Origin of the sequence: Halochromatium glycolicum, assembly GCF_016584085.1 — a bacterium.
In the GTDB taxonomy this organism is placed as follows: domain Bacteria; phylum Pseudomonadota; class Gammaproteobacteria; order Chromatiales; family Chromatiaceae; genus Lamprobacter; species Lamprobacter glycolicus.
This window is the reverse complement of sequence record NZ_NRSJ01000017.1, coordinates 24,221-43,995: the sequence shown is the minus strand read 5'-3', so window position 1 is coordinate 43,995 and position 19,775 is coordinate 24,221. Positions and strand designations below refer to the sequence as shown.

Here is a 19,775-nt window from a genome sequence, read left to right as displayed (position 1 = left end):
CATGCGTATCAAGAAACAGATGGGAATCGTCTTCAACCTGGATAAGTGCCTAGGTTGTCAAACCTGCACCATTGCGTGCAAGAACGTGTGGACGAACCGCGAAGGCGCAGAGTACATGTTCTGGAACAATGTCGAGACCAAGCCCGGTGTCGGCTACCCAAGGGAATGGGAGAATCAGGACAAGTACCGCGGAGGCTGGAAGCAAGACGCGGAGTCCGATGCGCCCCGACTCAATCAGGCGTCGAAATTCTGGGAGATGATCAGCCTCTTCTATAACCCGGTCCTGCCGCAGATGGATTCGTACTACGGCAAAGGACCTTTTACCTTCACCTATGAGGATCTGCATTCCGAGCAGCCCACGAAGTACTCCCAACCAGTCGCACGGCCGAAATCACAGATCTCCGGTGAGGAGGATATTGAGCTCACCTATGGCGTGAACTGGGAAGACAATGCTGCAGGGACGCACGAAGAGGGGACGGGAAGGCTCGACTACAACTTCAGCGACATGACGCCGGAGGCGCGCCAGGCACTGTTGAAGTTTGAGCAGTCGTTCATGATGTACCTGCCGCGGATCTGCAACCACTGCCTGAATCCGGGTTGCGTTGGCTCTTGTCCATCGGGCGCTAACTACAAGCGCGAAGAGGACGGGGTCGTACTGATCGATCAGGATCGCTGCCGTGGCTGGCGCTACTGCGTCTCAGGTTGTCCGTACAAGAAGACCTATTACAACTGGCGGACCGGTAAATCCGAGAAATGCATCCTCTGTTTCCCGCGCTTAGAGACCGGTCAGCCGCCGATGTGCTTCCAGGCTTGCGTCGGTCGTATCCGTTACCTTGGTCCTCTGCTGTACGACCTCGATCGCGTTGCAGAGGTGGCCAACACCAAGGACGAGAAGGAGTTGGTTGCGCGCCACCGGGAGATCATTCTCGACCCGTTCGATCCAGAGGTGATCGCAGAGGCGAAGCGCCAAGGGATCTCGGACAACTGGCTGGAGGCGTGCCGCCGTTCGCCAGTCTATCGGATGGTTAAAGAATGGGAGATCGCACTGCCACTGCATCCGGAATTTCGGACGCTGCCGAGTCTATTCTATATCCCACCGGAAAGCCCGGTCGCAACCGCGAAGCCGAATGATCGCGGCACGCTGGATATGGTTGATGGCGGCACGGTGCTTCCCGATCTCAAGGAGTTCCGTATTCCCATCGAATACCTGGCTCGACTGCTCGCTGCCGGCAACACCAGTGAGGTCGAGAAGGCGCTGCTGCGGCAATTGGCGCTGCGCGAGTTCCGCCGCTTGGAGCGGGTCGAAGGGCGGACCGATGATTCTGTCCTCAAGGCCGTCGGCTTGACCATCAAGCAGGCGCGGCACATGCATCGTCTTTTGGCCCTTGCGCACTTCCACGAGCGGTTTGTCATCGCCACCGCGCGCACCGAGGATACGGCGAACGCCCCTTATCTCGAACGCGGCTTTACGGGCTACGATCTATTGAATCCGGGTGCGGGTCCCAACCGCAGGACCGAGTTCCACGGCAACAAGATGGGTGTCGGGAGTTAACGATGACGATGTCTGCACAGCAACCAGATCAAGCTGTCGGTTCGGCGCGTTGGGATCTCGGGCTGATCTACGAGTTGATTGCGGAGCTCCTCCTCAACCCCGAGATACGGGACCCGCTGTGGGTTGAGGGGGCGCTGGAGCGGTTGCCCAACTCGGCTGTACGCGAATTGTTCGAGCGATTCAAGGCCAATCCTGCCGCCCATAATATCGATGAGTACACGCAGACATTGGAGCTGACCCCGCCCTGTCCATTGTATCTCGGCGCACATCTATACGAGGAGCCGAACTCGTGTCGGGGCGCCGGCGCCTGTGACCGTAATCAGTACATGATCGAGCTGGGCGCGATCTACGAGCATTTCGGACTCGGGGTCGATGCGCGCGAGCTGGCAGATTTTCTGCCGGTGATGATTGACTTCCTGGCCGCGAGCGCGAAACGCACCGAGAGGGATGGGATTGGACTAAGACGTCGGTTTGTGGAGCATTACTTGGCCCCCGGGCTGCCGGCACTGCGAGCATCGCTGCGCAAGTATGAGAGCGTTTATGAGCTCCTGGTGGAGGCATTGGAGATCGCGATCGACGAGGATCTCGAGCGTATGTCCGAGGACCCGATCTGGTTACCGCCCGAGATCCTTGAAAGCATTCCTGTAACGATCCAGGGCCCGGGCCAGAGCGCGGGCGCGCAGCCTGCACAGTCGCCGTCGATGATGGCAGGGGAAAGACCATGAACGAATCGCTCACGTCAAGCTATCTGATTTGGGGTGTCTTCCCCTATGTTGCGTTGACGCTGTTCTTCGTTGTGCCCTTCCTGCGAATGGTGTACCGCCCGTTCGGCATGAGCACGCGAGCCAGCGGTATCTTCGTCGGCAGGGATGTCCTCGGGCTGGCCGCCCACCTGCTGCATTGGGGGATCTTTCTGGCGTTCTTTGGCCATCTGGCAGGGTTGATCGGGGGCCTCTTGGGATGGGGAAGCTGGGTCGGCGCCTTCTTCTGGATGGCGACGCTCGGCGGACTCGCCGCGATCGCCGGCTCGGTGATCGCGCTTGTCCGGCGAACGACGGTGCCTGAGATGCGCGCAATGAGCCAGCCGGACGATTATATCGTGCACCTGTTCCTCATTGCGATTCTTGGTGTCGCGATCTATCAGGCCTTGGTTGATCGTATTTGGGGGGTTGCCTTTACCGCTGCGCCCTGGTTCGCAAGTCTATGGCGTTTTTCGCCCCAGCCGGAGCTCATGGCTTCCGCGCCCTGGTTGAGCAAGATCCATATCTTCCTGGCCTTTGCATTTGCGGCTTACTTTCCGTTTACCAAACTCATCCATGCCTGGACCTTGCCAGTCAACTACCTGGCTCGGCCTTATCAGGTCTTGCGGACCGCATCCAAGAAATTCCAGAACGGCTGGATCTTTGGTTGCTGGGAATTCAAGGGCGTGACGGATAAGTCGTACATGACCTATCTGGCCGGCGGAGTGATCGCTGTATTGCTGTTGATCGCCTTTGTCGTCCCGGGACCGAGCCAGACGGGACTGGTCGAGGAGGTTCAGGCAGCCAGCAATGCCGACCCGGATGCGGGCGCGAGCAAGCCGCGGAGCACGCTTGAGGGTTATCCGCTCTACGTGAGCCAGTGCGCAAGGTGCCATGGCCTAGAAGGACAAGGCGACGGTCCCGGGGCGAGGTCGCCGACGTTTACCGCTTTGCCACGAGATCTCACGACGGGTCATTTCCGCTACATCTCGACGACGAATGGGGTCGCATCCGACGACGATCTGCGGCGAGTCATCGTGCATGGTCTGCCGGGGACTGGCATGCCCGGCTTCGGGGTGCTTTCCGACCAGCAACTGAGCTCCCTCGTCGCAACGGTAAACCGATTGTGGGAGGCTCGTCCCGAGCCCGGTGAAAAGGTCGTGGTCCCCCCGCGTCCGAAGCCAACCGGTGAGATGGTGGCAGAGGGGGAGACGCTCTATGCGAACCTCTGCGTGGTGTGCCACGGCGAACGCGGAGCCGGCGATGGTGTATTGACGTCTCTTCGGACCGATGCGGCCGGTCGTGTCGTCAAACCGCACGATCTGACGCGCGATCCGCTCAAAGGCGGCGCGACCGAGAGACAGCTGTATTATCGGATCGCGGCCGGTATCCCGCGTGCAGACGGTGAATGGCTAATGCCGAGTTATGGGAATCTCAAGCCTGAAAAGATCTGGGCGTTGATCTCCTATCTTGAAGCAAGCGTGCTACCGCGTGGTCTAGTTGCGGATGCCACGTCGGCGCGATAAGGCGTGATCTCTCGTGGCTATTCTCGTGCGTTCGACGACAACCGATTGCTGGCGAGTGATTGGGCGTGTTCGCCGAGCTCAATCGACAGGAACGATTGCACAGCAGCCGGAAGCCTGATTACGACGGTAACTTCGAGGCTAAGCGGGGTGACGAGGTTGTCTCTTCTCGTCACCCGCGACTCGCGCCGATCAATTCGCCTTGGCAATAAGTGGGACGACGCGTGGAATGCCGTATAATGCCGTTCGAGAGATGACCAGAGCGCAGTGCCTATTGGTGTGCGTAAGGGAGTGGGCCGAGCAGTTGCCGCCTGCCTCGTTTGCGCTGGTCATGGCGACGGGTATTGTGTCCATTGCTGCCGATTTGCTTGGGTTTAGTTGGCTCGCGGTCGCTTTGTTCGTGATCAATCTGCTGGCGTTTGCCGTGCTCAGCGTCATGATGCTCTTGCGCCTTACGCTGTTCAGTTCCGTTGTGATGCGGGATCTGAGGATGCATGGCCACGGCGCCGGTTATTTCACGATCGTCGCGGGCATCTGCGTCATCGGTGTGCAGGTCTGTTTGCTCGGTGAAGCGCCTGGTGTGGCAGGCATACTCTGGGTGCTCGCGATCATGCTCTGGTTTGGTATCACCTACGGCTTCTTCACCGCAGTGATCGTGAGTCAGACGAAACCATCACTGTCGGATGGGCTTGGTGGGATCTGGTTGGTCGCGTCAGTGGCGACGCAGGCGATCGCCGTTCTTGGCACGACGATCAGTTCAGCTGTTGGCGAAGCTGACCCGACGATGCTGCTGCTCTGCCTTGTTTTCCACTTGATGGGGTGCATGCTCTATCTCAACGTGATTGCGCTCATCTTTTATCGCCTCACCTTTCTTCCGGTCACGCCTGAAAGCATCACACCCCCATACTGGATCAATATGGGCGCGACGGCGATTGCCACGCAGGCAGGCGCAAACCTACTGATTTTAGGACCGCAATCGGCCTTGCTGACAGAGGTTAGCCCCTTCGTCAAGGGCTTTACGCTGTTTTTTTGGGCAGCTGGTAGTTGGTGGATACCGCTGCTGGTCTGCTTGATGCTTTGGGTTCATTGGCGCAGGCGACGGCCATTGGTCTATACGCCGGTGCTCTGGGCGGCCGTCTTTCCGCTGGGAATGTACACGGTCAGCACCTACCAGCTCGCCCAAGCCTTGGAGCTGAATGAATTGTTACTGATACCGGCGATCACCGTCTACGTTGCATTGATCGCCTGGAGCTTGACCTTTTTGGGTCTCTTGCGACGCTTGCTGCGCGAACTGGATGGCGTCTTGCAGACGCTTTCTGGGCCGCGTCCATCTCAATGATGAGTGCTAAATGGTGGTCAGCACAGGCCGCGTCATTAGGGCGCTGCGAGCCGCGGCCGCGACGAGGAGGAATGCACGATGCATGAGGTTCGTAGCTATTGTCCGCTCTGCATCTCCAAATGCGGGACCATTTCGACAGTCGATGGCGGGCGCTTGGTAGAGGTCAGGCCCGACCCGTCACACCCAACGGCTGGCAGTTTCTGCGCGAAGGGTCGGGCAGCGCCTGAGCTGGTGCATAGCGACAGGCGATTGCAGGTTCCGCTGATGCGCACGCGCCCAAAAGGAGACGCTGATCCCGGCTGGCGACGGGTGTCTTGGGACGAAGCCCTTGATTTCACCGCGTCACGGCTAGGCGCGGCGACTGAGCAGCATGGTGCGGAGTCAGTCGTGTTCGGTGTCACGACGCCAAGTGGTACAGCGGTTGCCGACGGGTTTGGCTGGATCCATCGTCTGGCGCATGCTTTCGGTAGCCCGAACGTGCTCTTTGCGACCGAAAATTGCAACTGGCACAAGGATTTCGCGAGTGCACTGACCTTTGGGTCGAGCATCGGTGTCCCCGATTTCGAAGAGACCGGCTGCATGCTGTTCTGGGGATTCAATCCCTCTGTGTCTTGGCCCGCCTACGCGAAGGCGGCGACTCGTGCCCGGCGGCGCGGCGCTCGTCTGATTGTGGTCGATCCGCGCCGGGCTGGGCTCGCGGCTTCCGCTGATCAATGGCTTCCGGTGCGCGCGGGCACCGACGGTATCCTGGCGATGGCGATTGCGGGCTGCATGATCGAGCACGGATGGTACGACCAAGACTTCATCCGGCGCCGCACCAACGGGCCGATGTTGGTCCGAGAGAACGCTGGCGAGGCCATTAGCGTCGAAGCCTCGACACCGATCGGCCAACGCCGGGCCTTGATGGTTTGGGACGCGCAGCGGCGGCGGGCCGTCGCCTATGATCCGGTTGGGGGGGAGTATCTTGAAGAGGCGCCAGAGGAACCCGCCCTTTTTGCTGATCTGACGCTTCAGCACCAGGGGCAGCCGGTGCGCTGCTCCCCGGCGTTCCAGCAGTTCGCAGACCTCTGCGCACAATATCCACCCGAAAGAGCAGCCGCGATCTGCGGCGTACCGGCGGACCAGATCCTGGAGACGGCAAGACTCCTGCATCAGGCCGGGCCAGTGAGCTTTTTTCACTGGGCGGGGATTTGCCAGCAAGCCGACGCCACGCAGACGGGGCGAGCGATCTCGCTGCTGTATCTGCTCACCGGTTGTTTCGGTTCGGTAGGCGGCAATCGGCATTTCCCGAGCGCACCGCTCAACGACATCATGGGCTTCGACCTGCTGGCGACGGGCTGCCTCGAGCAGACCCTGGGATGGTCGGAACGTCCGGTTGGACCGCCGGCAAAGGGCTGGGTCAATAGCAACGACTTCGCCAATGCCGTCTTGCATGAAGAGCCCTATGCGGTCAAAGGTCTGCTGAGCTTCGGCGCAAATCCCTTGCTGACCAAGCCCAATATTCCGGAGCTGGTGCCGGCGCTCTGTGCGTTGGATGTCTATGTGCATTGCGATCTGTTCATGAATCCAACTGCTGCCTATGCGGATTTGGTGCTACCGGTCGCCTCCCCTTGGGAGCGAGAAGGCGTATCAGCGGGTGTTCAGCTTGGGGCACGAGGCTCAGCCTGGCTGCAGCTGCGCCAAGCCGTGATACCGCCGCAGGGCGAGAGTCGATCTGACACGGCGATCGTCTTCGAGCTTGCCAAACGCCTCGGTCTTGGCGATCGCTTCTTCGACGGCGATCAACGCAAAGCGCTGCGGCATCTGGTCGCCCCGACCGGGATCGCTCTGGAGACCTTGGAGGCCCATCCTGAGGGCCTGCGGGTCGACCGTTCTCCAGATCAGTCAGACGCATTGAAGCGGCCGAGCGATGCGCCGCAGCGACGTTTCGATTTGTATTCCGAGTCCTTGCTGCGTGCCGGCGAGGCACCGTTGCCACGCTTCGATGGCGCGGAGCTGCGGTTGAGTGAGCGCTTTCCGCTGCGCTTGACCACCGCAAAATCGTCCTTTTTCTGCCATAGTCAGCATCATGCACTAGCGACCTTGCGCGCAAAATCGACCGAGCCTGGGGTTGAGCTGCATCCGGAGTTGGCGAGACGCCGTGGCATTGAAAACGGCGATTGGGTGCGGATCGAAACGGCTGTCGGCTCGATGCGTGCCCGCGCGAGGCTGACCTCGCGGATCAGTGCTGACACAGTCTGTGCACAATACGGCTGGTGGGAATCCTGCCCGGCGCTCGACCTACCGGGCTACGCCATCGATCAATCCAACTACAACCGGCTGATCGCTGGCACCCATGCCGACCGCTCGAGTGGCTCAAGTGCGATGCGCGGCTATCCTTGCTCGGTCGAGCGCGAGTCGGTCGATCCAGCGCCTTCGGCCTGCCTATCAGGAGAGACATCATGGGCCTGCTGAGCTCGATAAGGGGTGTGTGGATCGCTGGTATAGGGTTGTCGATCCTGCTTGCACTCTCGGTGAACCTCATCAACGGAGATGGTCTGTTTGCGTTCAATACGCTCGCTCTCATTCGCTGGGCTCATATCGTCGCCGGGATCATTTGGGTGGGATTGCTGTACTACTTCAACTTCGTCCAGATGCCTGCGATGGCTGCGGCAACCGCCGACGAGAATGGACCGGGGCCGGCGGCCATCGGTCGCTACATCCTGCCGCGGGCTCTGCTGTGGTTTCGCTGGGCAGCCTTAGCGACCTGGGGCACTGGCGCCTTGTATTTGCTGACGACAGGCCAGCTGCTGTCGGTCTTTACCCTGGGGTTGAGCAGCGGAGACACAGAATATGCGCTCGCTCTGGGTGTTGGTGTGTGGCTTGGGACCATCCTTCTATTCAATGTCTGGGCCATACTCTGGCCGAATCAGAAGAAGCTGATGGGGCTTGTGTCTGGGGTCAACGAGGCGGAGCTTGCCAAGGCCAAGACCAGGGTCGCGACCGTCGCCCGGGTCAACGCCGTGCTCTCGATCCCGATGCTCATGTTCATGGTCGCGGGGGGGCACGGTGTCGCTCTGTGAGGGGCGCACGGTTGAATGTTGCCTCGTTTGCCACCTCCCTCCGCCGTGCCTGTGCTTCAGCACTAGGAAGCTTCAGCTGCGAAACCAAGACGTCGCAACCGGTTTTTGGATATGATTCGCATTCTATACTTCGCGAGCCTGCGCGAACGGCTGGGAATCGCCGAGGAACAATGGCCTTGTCCTGAGGGCTCCATCAGCGTAGCGGAGGTGATCAACGACTTACGCCGCCGCGGAGGCGTCTGGGCCGAGGCGCTGGGTGAAGGCGAGCGGCGGATGATGGCGGTGAACCATGAGCTTCGACGAGCTGACTGTCAGCTGGTCGATGGTGATGAGTTGGCAATCTTTCCTCCGGTCACCGGAGGCTGAGCGCGGGCCGGAAAACGGTGACATCATAATGACCAAGCACCGCCACTGGCTCTTTACCCCTTAGGAGGAGCACTGATGACAGAAAAAACGAACGATATCTTGCATGAGCCTCACAAGCCGCAGTTTGCGTCGGCGCCGCAACAGGCGAGGAAGGCGGCGACCATCGAGGAAGCCTATGCGGCTGCCGCCGAGCTGAAGCCATCCGTTGGGCAGGTACGGCTCCTGGCGAAACAGCGCCGCGCCGACCTCGCGTCCATCGGCAAGAGTGCATTGCCTCCAGACCAATGGGGCATTTGACCCGAGCCTGGATAGCTCGGCTTCGCAACTACACTGCGTCCAGTTTGGGATGTGCAATGTTGATCGCGCCTGCTGCGGAAAAATTGCGTTTCTGTCTCTGGACGCGGTTTAGTGCAAGACGGCGGAAATGCCGAGACCGTTTATCGCGGCCCCAAGGGCCGTGGGGTAGGAGCCCAGGTCGCGAGACCCGATGGCGAGACCCGGTGGCATGAAAAGGGTCTCGGTATTGTTGACGCGATGCACGACAGAACACGCACTTCGCAAGACCAATTATGTCGAATCGCCCCGAACACCTTTCCGATGTCGATTTCAACGCGATCCAGGGTCTACAGCCCGAGGTACTGGACCGACTGGTTGGTGTCGGCGCGACAGAAGACCCGGCTGTCGAGGACCTGCGGCGGCAGGTCATTGAGGCCCTGAAGACCGTCTACGACCCCGAGCTTCCGGTCAATATCTACGATTTGGGACTCATCTATCGTCTGGATGTCGACGCACAAGGCGACATCCTCATCGTGATGACGCTGACCGCACCGGGCTGTCCGGTAGCTGGGATCATGCCTGTGATGGTGCGCAACGCCGTCACCGGAATCGACGGGATCGGCTGTGTTGACGTATCGCTCGTCTGGGAGCCGCAGTGGTTTCCGGAGCGAATGTCGGAGGCGGCCCGGCTGGAGCTGAATATCCTCTGACCCTAACAGGCGTTGAGGCGTCTCATCCACCGCCTTCACGAGAGACCAGGCAAGCGGCAGGCGCGCACGAACTCCTTCCGCAGCAGTAACCCCCGGAGCTGCCCAGTCGAATCAACAACCGGCATACTTCGCCCGTCGTGCCGTGCAAACGAGGTGATGATCTCGTTGACAGACGCGCTCTCGCCAACGGTAATGACGGGAGACGACATCATCTCCCCGACCGAATTATTGCTGCAACGCCGGCTCACGGTCTTCTGAGTCTCGGCAAGGTTGAGCAGGAGCTGCAGGTAGGAATTGGCCCCCATGCAATGGAGAAAATCGGTTTCTGTCAGAATGCCAATCACTCGGCCTTGCTCATCAACCACCGGCAAGCTCTTCAGCCGTTGACCTGTGATCTCCCGCGCAGCCTCGCCTAAACGCATCTGCGGCTGCAACGGCCTAATGGCGCTGAGCATCAGGTCACCAGCTCGGAGATTCTTGAACAGCCGGCCAATCGCGTGCTCTGATGCGAACTGATAGAGGACGCGAAAATCCTCGGTGCTGATGTCGAGATATCCAGGGATATGTCGCATCGCATCGATCACGTCCTCTTCAGTCAGATCCAGGCGCACCAGATGGCTGTCGCCACTCTGAGCGGAAAATGCGGATGTTGTCGAAGCCATCATATCTCTGAATCCAGATTGCGCATTGCGATTCGCTGACGAAAAATACGAGCTTTTCCGGCAATCGCCTTAGGGCTTCTTCGTCAAGCCTGTGCGGAGTCCTGTTCAGTGTCGCCCCAGCGAAAGACCAATACCGGAATACTTGACTGTGTCAACACATGTTGTGTCTCACTGCCGATCATTATGGATTGAAAACCTTTACGACCGTGAGAGGCCATAAAGATCAGGTCAGCACCGCATTGCGATGCTGCAGCAATAATCCCCTCGTGCGGTCTGTCTGGTGTTGTGCTGATAGCGTTGCACTCAATTCCGGCTTCATTGCATAGCGTCTGCACGAAATCGAGACTGCGCTGCACGCCAATCTCCGCGGCCTTTTCAAACTGACCACGGGTTTTTTCATCGACGACGTCGCCATCGAAGACGGCGGCGGAAAAAGTGGAGGACGATAACTGCGGCCTCGCATGGTAAGCGGTGATCTTCGCGCCAAGGGCTTGCGCAAAGCGAACAGCGGCACGGCTCGTCGACCTCGACAATTCGGTCCCATCAGTGGGCACTAAAAGGTGCTTGAACATCGTCTGTTACCCAGCGTTGCGGTGGCGAAAGGTGACAGCCATCAACTGTGGATGTGTTAGACATTGGCAATCGACAAAGCAGAGCCGCGGCGAATATAGAAGTACCAAGTCATGAACAGCATTGTGACATAGCAAGCGAGGAAGAGGGTAAAGCCTCCGACAATGCCAAACATGGCGAATCCACGCGGGATAAAGAAGGCACCAAGCGACCCGATCGCCCCGGCGATGCCAATGCAGCCGCCAGCGAGACGGCGCGCGGAGATGAGTCGCGCAGGATCGAGCTGCTTGGTTTCCGGGTCCAAGGCGCTGGCCCGGAAGGCAGCTGGAATCATCCGATAGACGGTGCCGTTGCCCATCCCGGCCGCTGTGAACAAGAGTAAGAATAGACCGAGGAAGAGCGGGAAGTTGAGTTGTTCGAGCGTCAGTACGAGTCCGAGACTCCCGCCACACATAAACAGGAAGACGATCATCGTCATGCGCGCGCCGCCAAAGCGATCAGCGAGCATGCCGCCAAACGGGCGCACCAAGGCACCTAAGAGCGCACCGATAAAGACGATCTTCATTGATACCTCTGGAAACTCGGAACGCAGCAAGGTCGCGAAGGTGTTGGCGTAACCGATGTAAGAGCCGAAGGTGCCGATGTAGAGCCAGGAGATGATAAAGGTATTACGATCGCCAAGCGCCATGCCGAAGCTCTTGATATCGGCGCGCGCGGTTGTCAGGTTGTTCATGAAGAAGAAGGCACCCATTGCCGCGATGATGCACAGCGGAATAAAGATGAGCCCTGCCCGATCGAGAGCAAGGCCGCCTCCGGTGATGATGACGATCGGGACTGTAAATTGGACCCAAGCGACGCCGAGATTGCCGCCCGACGCATTGAGGCCAAGCGCGGCGCCCTTGACGCGCTCTGGATAGAAGAATGAGATATTGACCATCGAGGAGGTGAAATTCCCAGCACCCATACCGGCGAGACTCGCAATGAGGATCAATAGCCAGAACGGGGTTGATGGGTCGCTGACGGCAAACGCCAGACCAGATGCCGGGATCATCAGCAGCAGTGCCGAGGCGATGGTCCAGTTGCGTCCGCCAACCATTGGCACGGTAAAGGTATAGAGAAAACGCATGAATGCTCCGGTCAGGCCCGGAGCGGCGATCAGCCAGAAGCGCTCGTCTGCAGTAAAGGTGAAACCGGCATCTGGCAAACGCGGGACAACGATGCCCCAGAGGCCCATCATCGCGAAGCCAAGGAATTCGGCGAACATCGACCATCCCAGGTTCCTGCGTGCAACCTTCTTACCGACGCCTTGCCATTGCGCATCGCTCTCGGGGTTCCAGTTGGTGATCCAACGACCTGGTTTGATCTCTAGCCGCGCATCGGGGTGGGTCGCTGCGCCCGACAGCATGTCTGCGGTCGAAGTAGCCATTGACGTATCCTCTTCAATCCTGTCAGCGATGAAGCCGGCGGTTGGCTTCGACAGACTCCGGGGTTGAGCGCGAATCGTGATTCGGTTATTGCGCGAGGCGATGGACGTTGGACTGCTTGTGCTGAAGTGATGCGACCTCGACCTTTAGGGTTGCGATCATGCGTTCGGCATCGTCGAGCTGCTCCATAAACGCAGCGAGCGCGGATTGATATCGTCTTTCTTCGCTGAGGCGCTCCGCGATGTCGGCTTTCAGCTCCTCGGACTGCTGCTTGACTGCTGAAATGGCTTGTATCAGCCGATCCCCTCCGTGCTTGATCGGAAGTGAGCTGTCGAGTGGGGTGCGAAGCCGGAGGATGAAGGTTGTGCCGTTGTCCGCATACTTCGGTGTCGGCTCGCGAAAGAAGTAGGTGTCGACAAGAAAATACCCGGACAACAGGCAGCTCAATGTGATCAGACTATAGAGCGGCGCCAGGTTGGGTCGCCAAGGCTCGCGGCCGGTATGCGTCGCGACTGCATCAAGGGTCATCATTACCTCCGGGTTGTCGTTGAGAACAGTCGTTGAGAACAGTCGTTGAGAACACATCAGTGCCCGCGTAAAGCGGTTCCGACCGCTGGCCGGAGCTTGCGTTGATAGAAGTCGGGCAACGCAGCATCCATGCCAGCGTCGCCGCGCTCATCTGGAGTGGGGGCTCTCGATAAGACCTATCGATCGGAGGGTTGGCTGTTTATCGATGGATCGCTGCGGTATTCGAAGCAGTCGGTCGCGCCTTGGCCACGAGTCGGGGGCAGGGGAGAGGGCTTGGGCGGAGCAAAATGTCGCCATGGCCGAGCCGAAGCGGGACATCTTGTCGCGGCGGGGGATCGCTCGCGCGAATGCCAGTGGGAGACTGTGCAGCGGAGCCTTAGAGGCCCTGTCAAAATGCCTGGCTAGCCTGCACAAGCTGCTGATTTGCTAGGCCGTCGTGGGCATTCTGTAAAGGCTTCTTAGGCGATTGCCGGAAGAGCTCGTACCGAATTGCGCAGGATGTTCGTTTGCCTTCGAGGAGCGTCGCCGGGAGCATAGCCGGGCTATGTGACCGGCGGCGCGACGAAGAAGGCGAGCGAAAAGACCAGCAAGGCGGTATGAACTTTGACAGAAATCGCCTTAGGCGTGAGCAAGCGCGGGCTCGAGAACGCGCTCGGTGATGAGGTCCTGTGTGCTCGCTTTGAAGATGTCGATGAAGTGCTGGTGGTACTTGCGCAGGTATTTATCGCGTGAGTACGCGATCTTGGTCACTTCCCAGGGAAAGAGCGGGCTCAGGTCGCGCATGCCCAGATCCTGGTCTTCGCTTGGCTGATAGGCGAGTGAGGCGATGATGCCAACGCCGAGCTCGCTGCGGACATAGGTCTTGATCACATCCGTATCGGCGGCGCTCAGCACGATCTGTGGCTTGACCCCGGCCTTTGCGAAGGCGTCGCTGAATGCGCTACGGCCGGTGAAGCCGAACACGTAGGTAATGATCGGGTAGCGACCGAGCGCATTCAGGGTCAGCGGACACACCTCCAAGAGCGGATGTGCCAAGGGCGCGACCAGCGCCCGGTTCCAGCGATAACAAGGGACGGTCTGAAGCGCGACCTCTTCGCCCAGTGCTTCGGTACAGACGGCGAGATCGACCAGATCGCGGAGCGCTAGGTCTGCGAGCTGTGCGGGCGTGCCTTGATGGATCTGCAGCTCAACCTGTGGGTAGGCGCGTGCGAAGGCCCTGATCACGGGCGGCAAGACGTAACGGGCCTGTGTATGGGTGGCACCAATTCGCAGCAAACCCTGATGCTCGTTGCTGTGATCCTGGCCAACGGCGGTGATGTTGCCGATCTGCCGCAGCACCTCGCAGGCGTGACAGAGCACTTGCTCGCCAACCGGCGAGAGCCCGATGAGCCGCTTTCCGTGACGCACGAAGAGTGCGGTTCCGACCTCTGCCTCGAGCTGTTTGAGGTGCTGAGTGACAGCGGACTGGACGAGGTTCAGCCGCTCGGCCGTGCGGCTAACGTTGAAATGCACTTCAGACAGGACGACGAGGGACCTGAGTTGGCGCAGCTCCATATCGTTGCTCGTGATACCGGCGCAGAAATGATCATTTCCAACCGCTGCTGATGCCTGCCTAGACTGTTTCTCAACAGTGGCACAGGGCCTGCGATTGCGTTCGAAATAGCAATGCAAAGCGCACGCCAGGAGACAGGCAATGATCAGCGGCAATCCGAGTCCCCTCTCGAGTCCGATCGATGCGGCAACGCAACGGGCCTTAGAGCAGCTCGTGCGGCCTCTATCGGCGACGCAGATCGCCTGGCTGAGCGGCTACCTGGCGCAGCTTGCTGAACAGACCGTTGCCAACGCCGCCGAGGACGAGCCGGCCGAGGTCGTCACCATCCTCTACGGTTCGCAAGGCGGAAACACCAAAGGTCTTGCTGAGCGGCTCCATGCTCGCGCCCAGGCTGACGGCATCGGCACCCATCTCCTATCGATGGCCGAGCTCGCACCGCGCAAGCTCGCCAAGCTGCAGCGGGTCATCCTGCTGACGAGCACGCACGGCGAAGGTGAGCCGCCAGAGAGCGCCTATGCACTGCACGCCTTCGTGATGGACCCAGAGGCGCCGCGCATGGAGTCGCTGCAGTTCGCGGTGATCGGGCTCGGCGACTCAAGCTACGAGCACTATTGCCAGACCGCGGTCGATTTTGACCGCCGCTTGGCGCAGCTCGGCGCGCGCCGGATGCTGCCGCTGCAATGCTGCGATGTCGAGTACGAGGCCGACGCCCAACGCTGGCAGACCGATGTCCTCGGGCGCCTGGCAGCGCTCGGGGCCAAACGCCGAGCGACGGTGGCCGCGCGGCCGCTCGAGCGTGGCGAGCCACCGGCCTCTTACACTAAGGAAAACCCCTATGCGGCGACCCTGCTCGAGAACCGCCGCATCACAACGCTGGACGCCGTGGCCGACGTCCGCCATCTGGCGCTTGGAGTCGACCCGCGGTCGGTGCGTTATCGTCCCGGCGATACCTTGGGTGTCTGTTTCCGCAATGATCCGGCGCTGGTCGATCGGATTCTCGAGCATCTTGGCCTCGATGCGTCGAGCCCGGTCAGCCAAGATGACAGTGTTCAGGCGCTGGGTCAGGTCCTGACCGAGCGCTTGGAGCTGACGCAGGTTCATCCAACGACCGTCCGACGCTGGTCAGAGCATGCCCAGGCCTCGCAACTGCAGGCGATCATTGCCGACCCAGCCAAACTGCGCGACTACGCCCGCCGTCGCCAGTTGATCGATCTGATCCGCGACTTCCCGGCCTCGATCGACGCCGACGCGCTCTCCGGGCTATTGCCTCGGCTGCAGCCGCGCCTCTACTCGATTGCATCGAGTCAGGCCGAGGTTGATGACGAGATCCATCTGACCGTTGCGGTGGTGCGTTACCGCCGAGCGGGTGAGCTGCGTTTGGGAGGCGCCTCGGGCTTCTTGGCTGAGCGGCTGCGGCCGAATGATTCGCTGGCGGTCTACCCGGTCGACAATTCCAGTTTTCATCTGCCGACGCCAAGCGGTGTCGACATCATCATGATCGGCGCCGGCACCGGTATTGCGCCTTATCGCGGTTTCTTGCAGGAGCGTGCGGCAACCGACGATCGCGGGCGCAACTGGCTGCTCTTCGGCAACCGCCACTTCCAGCGCGATTTCCTCTACCAGCTCGACTGGCAGGCGCAGCGCAAGGCCGGCTTGCTGGATCGGGTCAGCTTGGCGTTCTCACGCGATCGCGCACAGAAGGTCTATGTGCAGGATCGCTTACGGAGCGAGGCCAGCGAGCTGTTTCGTTGGCTCGAGGAGGGCGCGCATCTCTATGTCTGTGGCGCAACCGAAATGGGAGAGGCCGTCCACCAGGCCTTGATCGACGTGGTGGGCCGCGAAGGCGGATTGCAGGAGGACGCAGCAACTGACTACATCGATACCTTGCGCCGTGAGGCGCGTTACCACCGAGACCTCTACTGATGAACTCACCCCTGCACGAGAATGAAGCGATCAAGCGCTTCAGCAACTACCTGCGTGGCACGCTCAAGGCGAGCATGGCCGATGAGCTCACTGGCGCGCTCGCCGACGCTGATGCCCAGATCACCAAGTTTCACGGCTTCTACCAGCAAGATGATCGCGATCAGCGGCAGGCGCGCCGCGAGCACTACCTTGAGCCTTCCTTTGGCTTCATGCTGCGTGCTCGACTTCCGGGTGGTGTCTGCACAACGACACAGTGGCTGGCCATCGACGGGATCGGCCGCGCACTGACCGCGGGCAGCCTGCGGCTGACAACGCGCCAAAGCTTCCAGTATCACGGTATCTTGAAGCGCAATGTCGAGTCGGTGATCCGCGGCATCAATAAGGTCATGATCGACTCGATCGGCGGCTGCGGCGATGTCAACCGCAACGTGCTCTGCAATCCCAACCCGGTCGAGTCTCCGGTGCACAGAGAGGTGCATGGTTGGGCGAAGCGGATCAGCGAGCATCTGCTGCCCCGCACCCGTGCCTATCACGAGCTATGGCTCGACGGCGAGCACGTGACGGGTACCGCCGATGCTGAGCCGCTCTACGGCGAAACCTATCTGCCGCGCAAGTTCAAGACCGCAATCGCGGTACCACCGCACAACGACGTCGACGTCTACAGTAATGACCTCGGCTTCGTCGCGATCATCGAGAACGGCGAGTTGCTCGGTTTCAATGTGCTTGCCGGCGGCGGCATGGGTATGACGCATGGGGATGCATCGACCTTTCCGCGGTTGGCCGACACGCTCGGCTTCATAGCGCCCGAGCAGACCCTTGCGATCGCTGAGGCGGTCGTCGGTATCCAACGCGACGTCGGTGATCGACGGGATCGCCGGCACGCCCGACTCAAGTACAGCATCGAGCGGATGGGGGTTGAGGCCTTCCGCAATGAGGTCGAGCGACGCGCCGGCTGTCGCCTTGGTCCGGCCCGAGAAGTCGTGTTCACCGATCAGGGGGACCGCTACGGATGGGTGCAGGGTGACGATGAACGTTGGCATCTGACCGTCTACATCGAGAATGGCCGCTTGGTGGATCGGCCTGGCGCATCACCGATGCGCGGCCTGCGCGAGATCGCCCGGGTCCACCAGGGCGATTTCCGCATCACGCCGAATCAGAACCTGATCATCGCTGGCGTGCCCGCCTGTCAGCAGGCGCGGATCGATGCGCTCGCACGCGAGCACGGCCTTCTCGCCGCGCGACACGCGCCGCTGCGGCTAAACGGCCTGTCCTGCGTCGCCTTGCCAACCTGCCCGTTGGCGATGGCCGAGGCCGAGCGCTACTACCCTGACTTCTTGAGCCAGGTCGAGCGGCTGGCCGAGAAGCACGGTATTGCCGATCAGCACATCGTGACCCGGATCACCGGCTGCCCCAACGGCTGCGCGCGCCCCTACCTGGCGGAGCTTGCGCTGGTCGGCAAGGCACCGGGTCGATACAACCTGATGCTCGGTGGCGATGGGGTCGGCACGCGCCTCAATCGGCTCTATCGCGAGAACCTCGACGAGCCGGCGCTGTTGGCCGAGATCGACCGCCTGTTCGGCCGCTTTGCCGCGGGCCGGCGTCCCGGGGAGGGCTTCGGCGACTTTATGATCCGCGATGCCGTGGTCGCGCCAGTCATCAATCCTGCGGAGGACTTCCATGCTGCAAACTGATCTGAACAAGCTATTGGCTGGCGACGCCGCGGCGCTCGAGCATGCGAATCGGCTCCTCGAGGGCAAGACGGCTCCTGAACGGGTCCACTGGGCGCTCGAGCATCTGCCGGGGCCGCAAGTGCTCTCATCGAGCTTCGGCACGCAATCGCCGGTGATGCTGCACCTGCTGACGCGGGTCGTACCCGACATCCCGGTCGTTCTCATCGATACGGGCTACCTGTTCCCGGAGACCTACCAACTGATCGATGAGCTCTCTGACCGGTTCTCGCTCAACCTCAAGGTCTACCGTCCGGAGTTGTCTGCAGCCTGGCAAGAGGCCCGCTTTGGTCGCCTCTGGCAGCAGGGGCTTGACGGTATCGACCGATACAACCGACTCAACAAGGTCGAGCCCATGCAGCGTGCACTCCGTGAGCTCGGGGCCAAGACCTGGTTTGTTGGCTTGCGCCGTCAGCAGGCGGATACGCGGCGCGAGCTTCCCGTGCTGCGCTGGCAGGACCAATGCTTGAAGGTCCATCCGATCGTTGACTGGCGATCGATCGACATCCATCGCTACCTACGACGCCATGACCTTCCAGAGCATCCTCTAAAGGATCAGGGCTATGTCTCGATCGGGGATACCCATACCACGATGCCGCTGCTCGTTGGTATGCGGGAGGAAGACACGCGCTTCTTCGGGATAAAGCGCGAGTGCGGCTTGCATCGCTAATCGACTACCCCGGGTTTGAACCGATGGTCTGATGCAGCGGATCAGATCGTCGCGCGCGCTCTGATCTGAGCCCGAGCACGCTGGCGCGAGGCCGGCGCGCGAATTGCATACGCACTTCCGCCCGCTTGCTCAGTCTCGGCAAGCGTTTCGAAACGTCAATGCTGTTCGGTGCACCAGCCCCGGAGGAGATCGATGATGCCATCTATGCAGCCAGAGCAAGTCAAGGAATCTCTGCGACAAGTGCGGTTTCCGGGTCGCTCGCGCGACCTCGTCGCGCTCGGATTCGTCAAGAGCGTCGCCGTTGAGGATACAAGCGTCGAGGTTGAGCTGACACCTGATTCGATCAATGCCGAAAAGGTCGCGGTGATGGAGCGCGAGGTCGAGGGCCTCTTGAGGCAGATCGGCTTCGACCGCGTGCAGATCCATACCGAGCCGCCTTACGACGACGACTCGTTGCTGCTTGGCGGGGCCTCGATGAATCCGCTGCAAGTCGACATGAACGAGTACGGTTTGGAGCCCATCCCAGACCCAGGGCATGGCGGCGCGCCGCAGATGAAGGACCTGCTTGCGGCCGGCGAGCCAGCACAGGAGAAGCCAAAGCAGGCGACCGAGCCTCCGGCTGATATGCCCAGTGCCTTTGAGCCGCCAGCGGTTGATGGACCCCAGGGCAACGCGGACCCGACCTATGACGGTGTGGTTCCGGTGTTTCAGTGGCAGGTCGATCCGGATGATCCGGACGCAGAGACGTCCAAATTCCGATTCAGCATCGATAGTTGGAACTATGGGGTGCTCTGGCTGGTGCACCGCGAACAGAACCTGCTGTATGCCTCGATACAGGCCCGCCACTGGGTCTACTACAACGGCAAGGCGCGACCAAACCCGGCAGGTCGTACCGAAGGGGTGAATCTCGTCTACGACCGCGATCGCCAGGGGGTCGTCGCGATCTATGGCACGGTCAAGGACTTTCGTCCGTTCGTTGATGCCTTCTATCGTGCGTACAGCGGTCAAGCCACTGATCCAGAGCACGCCGCAACGCAGGAGGCAAGCAATGCCTAAGCATTGGACTCCGAACGGGTTTTAAGAAGCCCGACCAAAACAGCCGCTTGGCTCGCACAACCTCCTGAGCTAACTGGCTACGAAGGGCATCTGTC

At 60.5% G+C, this 19,775-nt stretch carries 18 protein-coding genes; 13 read left to right on the top strand and 5 right to left on the bottom strand.

Translation table 11 applies throughout. The features are described 5' to 3' along the window. The first annotated feature begins 1 nt into the window (after position 1). From narH to CKO40_RS10735, 9 genes are all read left to right on the top strand, one after another. Complete coding sequence (gene narH / locus CKO40_RS10775) at positions 2 to 1,552, top strand: nitrate reductase subunit beta (RefSeq protein WP_200346212.1); 1,551 nt, start codon at positions 2 to 4, stop codon at positions 1,550 to 1,552. 2 nt (positions 1,553 to 1,554) lie between these two features. Continuing rightward, the gene (locus CKO40_RS10770) at positions 1,555 to 2,277 is read left to right on the top strand and encodes a nitrate reductase molybdenum cofactor assembly chaperone (protein ID WP_200346211.1); all 723 of its coding nucleotides are present in this window, start codon (positions 1,555 to 1,557) and stop codon (positions 2,275 to 2,277) included. Continuing rightward, the gene (locus CKO40_RS10765) at positions 2,274 to 3,818 is read left to right on the top strand and encodes a respiratory nitrate reductase subunit gamma (protein ID WP_200346210.1); all 1,545 of its coding nucleotides are present in this window, start codon (positions 2,274 to 2,276) and stop codon (positions 3,816 to 3,818) included. The genes CKO40_RS10770 and CKO40_RS10765 overlap by 4 nt, the downstream gene beginning before the upstream one ends. Positions 3,819 to 4,044: 226 nt before the next feature. Beyond that, positions 4,045 to 5,154 carry a tellurite resistance/C4-dicarboxylate transporter family protein gene (locus tag CKO40_RS10760; RefSeq protein ID WP_207173566.1) on the top strand — a complete coding sequence of 370 codons (1,110 nt, stop codon included), beginning with the start codon at positions 4,045 to 4,047 and terminating at the stop codon, positions 5,152 to 5,154. A gap of 78 nt (positions 5,155 to 5,232) precedes the next feature. After that, entirely contained in the window at positions 5,233 to 7,608 is a 2,376-nt protein-coding gene (locus tag CKO40_RS10755) for a molybdopterin-containing oxidoreductase family protein (protein WP_200346208.1), read from the top strand. Continuing rightward, positions 7,596 to 8,216, top strand: coding sequence for a hypothetical protein (locus CKO40_RS10750; RefSeq protein ID WP_242476966.1), 621 nt, complete (start codon positions 7,596 to 7,598; stop codon positions 8,214 to 8,216). The genes CKO40_RS10755 and CKO40_RS10750 overlap by 13 nt, the downstream gene beginning before the upstream one ends. A 111-nt stretch (positions 8,217 to 8,327) precedes the next feature. Continuing rightward, positions 8,328 to 8,582, top strand: coding sequence for a molybdopterin converting factor subunit 1 (gene moaD / locus CKO40_RS10745; RefSeq protein ID WP_200346252.1), 255 nt, complete (start codon positions 8,328 to 8,330; stop codon positions 8,580 to 8,582). A 75-nt stretch (positions 8,583 to 8,657) separates the two neighbouring features. Next, positions 8,658 to 8,879, top strand: coding sequence for a hypothetical protein (locus CKO40_RS10740; RefSeq protein WP_200346207.1), 222 nt, complete (start codon positions 8,658 to 8,660; stop codon positions 8,877 to 8,879). Positions 8,880 to 9,151: 272 nt separating this feature from the next. Further along, positions 9,152 to 9,568: a DUF59 domain-containing protein gene (locus tag CKO40_RS10735; RefSeq protein WP_200346206.1), complete on the top strand. Its 417-nt coding sequence runs from the start codon at positions 9,152 to 9,154 to the stop codon at positions 9,566 to 9,568. A 35-nt stretch (positions 9,569 to 9,603) separates the two neighbouring features. On the opposite strand, the gene CKO40_RS10730 is transcribed toward CKO40_RS10735, so the two are convergent. The 5 genes from CKO40_RS10730 to CKO40_RS10710 all read right to left on the bottom strand — a co-directional run bounded on the left by CKO40_RS10730 (position 9,604) and on the right by CKO40_RS10710 (position 14,306). After that, entirely contained in the window at positions 9,604 to 10,233 is a 630-nt protein-coding gene (locus tag CKO40_RS10730; RefSeq protein WP_242476965.1) for a CBS domain-containing protein, read from the bottom strand. Between the two features lie 80 nt (positions 10,234 to 10,313). Then, entirely contained in the window at positions 10,314 to 10,802 is a 489-nt protein-coding gene (locus CKO40_RS10725) for a universal stress protein (protein WP_200346205.1), read from the bottom strand. 56 nt (positions 10,803 to 10,858) lie between these two features. Beyond that, positions 10,859 to 12,226: an MFS transporter gene (locus tag CKO40_RS10720; RefSeq protein ID WP_200346204.1), complete on the bottom strand. Its 1,368-nt coding sequence runs from the start codon at positions 12,224 to 12,226 to the stop codon at positions 10,859 to 10,861. A gap of 85 nt (positions 12,227 to 12,311) precedes the next feature. Continuing rightward, the gene (locus CKO40_RS10715; protein ID WP_200346203.1) at positions 12,312 to 12,752 is read right to left on the bottom strand and encodes a hypothetical protein; all 441 of its coding nucleotides are present in this window, start codon (positions 12,750 to 12,752) and stop codon (positions 12,312 to 12,314) included. A 618-nt stretch (positions 12,753 to 13,370) separates the two neighbouring features. Beyond that, complete coding sequence (locus CKO40_RS10710) at positions 13,371 to 14,306, bottom strand: LysR substrate-binding domain-containing protein (protein ID WP_200346202.1); 936 nt, start codon at positions 14,304 to 14,306, stop codon at positions 13,371 to 13,373. Positions 14,307 to 14,445: 139 nt separating this feature from the next. Here CKO40_RS10710 and CKO40_RS10705 point away from each other — a divergent pair, with 139 nt between their 5' ends. The 4 genes from CKO40_RS10705 (at position 14,446) to CKO40_RS10690 (ending at position 19,680) form a co-directional block, all read left to right on the top strand. Next, positions 14,446 to 16,227 carry an assimilatory sulfite reductase (NADPH) flavoprotein subunit gene (locus CKO40_RS10705; RefSeq protein ID WP_200346201.1) on the top strand — a complete coding sequence of 594 codons (1,782 nt, stop codon included), beginning with the start codon at positions 14,446 to 14,448 and terminating at the stop codon, positions 16,225 to 16,227. Continuing rightward, positions 16,227 to 17,918, top strand: a complete 1,692-nt coding sequence (gene cysI, locus CKO40_RS10700; protein WP_200346200.1) for an assimilatory sulfite reductase (NADPH) hemoprotein subunit — start codon at positions 16,227 to 16,229, stop codon at positions 17,916 to 17,918. Before CKO40_RS10705 ends, cysI begins: the two co-directional genes overlap by 1 nt. Beyond that, a complete protein-coding gene (locus tag CKO40_RS10695) occupies positions 17,905 to 18,624 on the top strand; it encodes a phosphoadenylyl-sulfate reductase (protein ID WP_200346199.1) in 720 nt (239 codons plus the stop codon). Before cysI ends, CKO40_RS10695 begins: the two co-directional genes overlap by 14 nt. Positions 18,625 to 18,819: 195 nt before the next feature. Further along, entirely contained in the window at positions 18,820 to 19,680 is an 861-nt protein-coding gene (locus CKO40_RS10690; RefSeq protein ID WP_200346198.1) for an iron-sulfur cluster assembly protein, read from the top strand. The last annotated feature ends 95 nt before the right edge of the window (positions 19,681 to 19,775 follow it).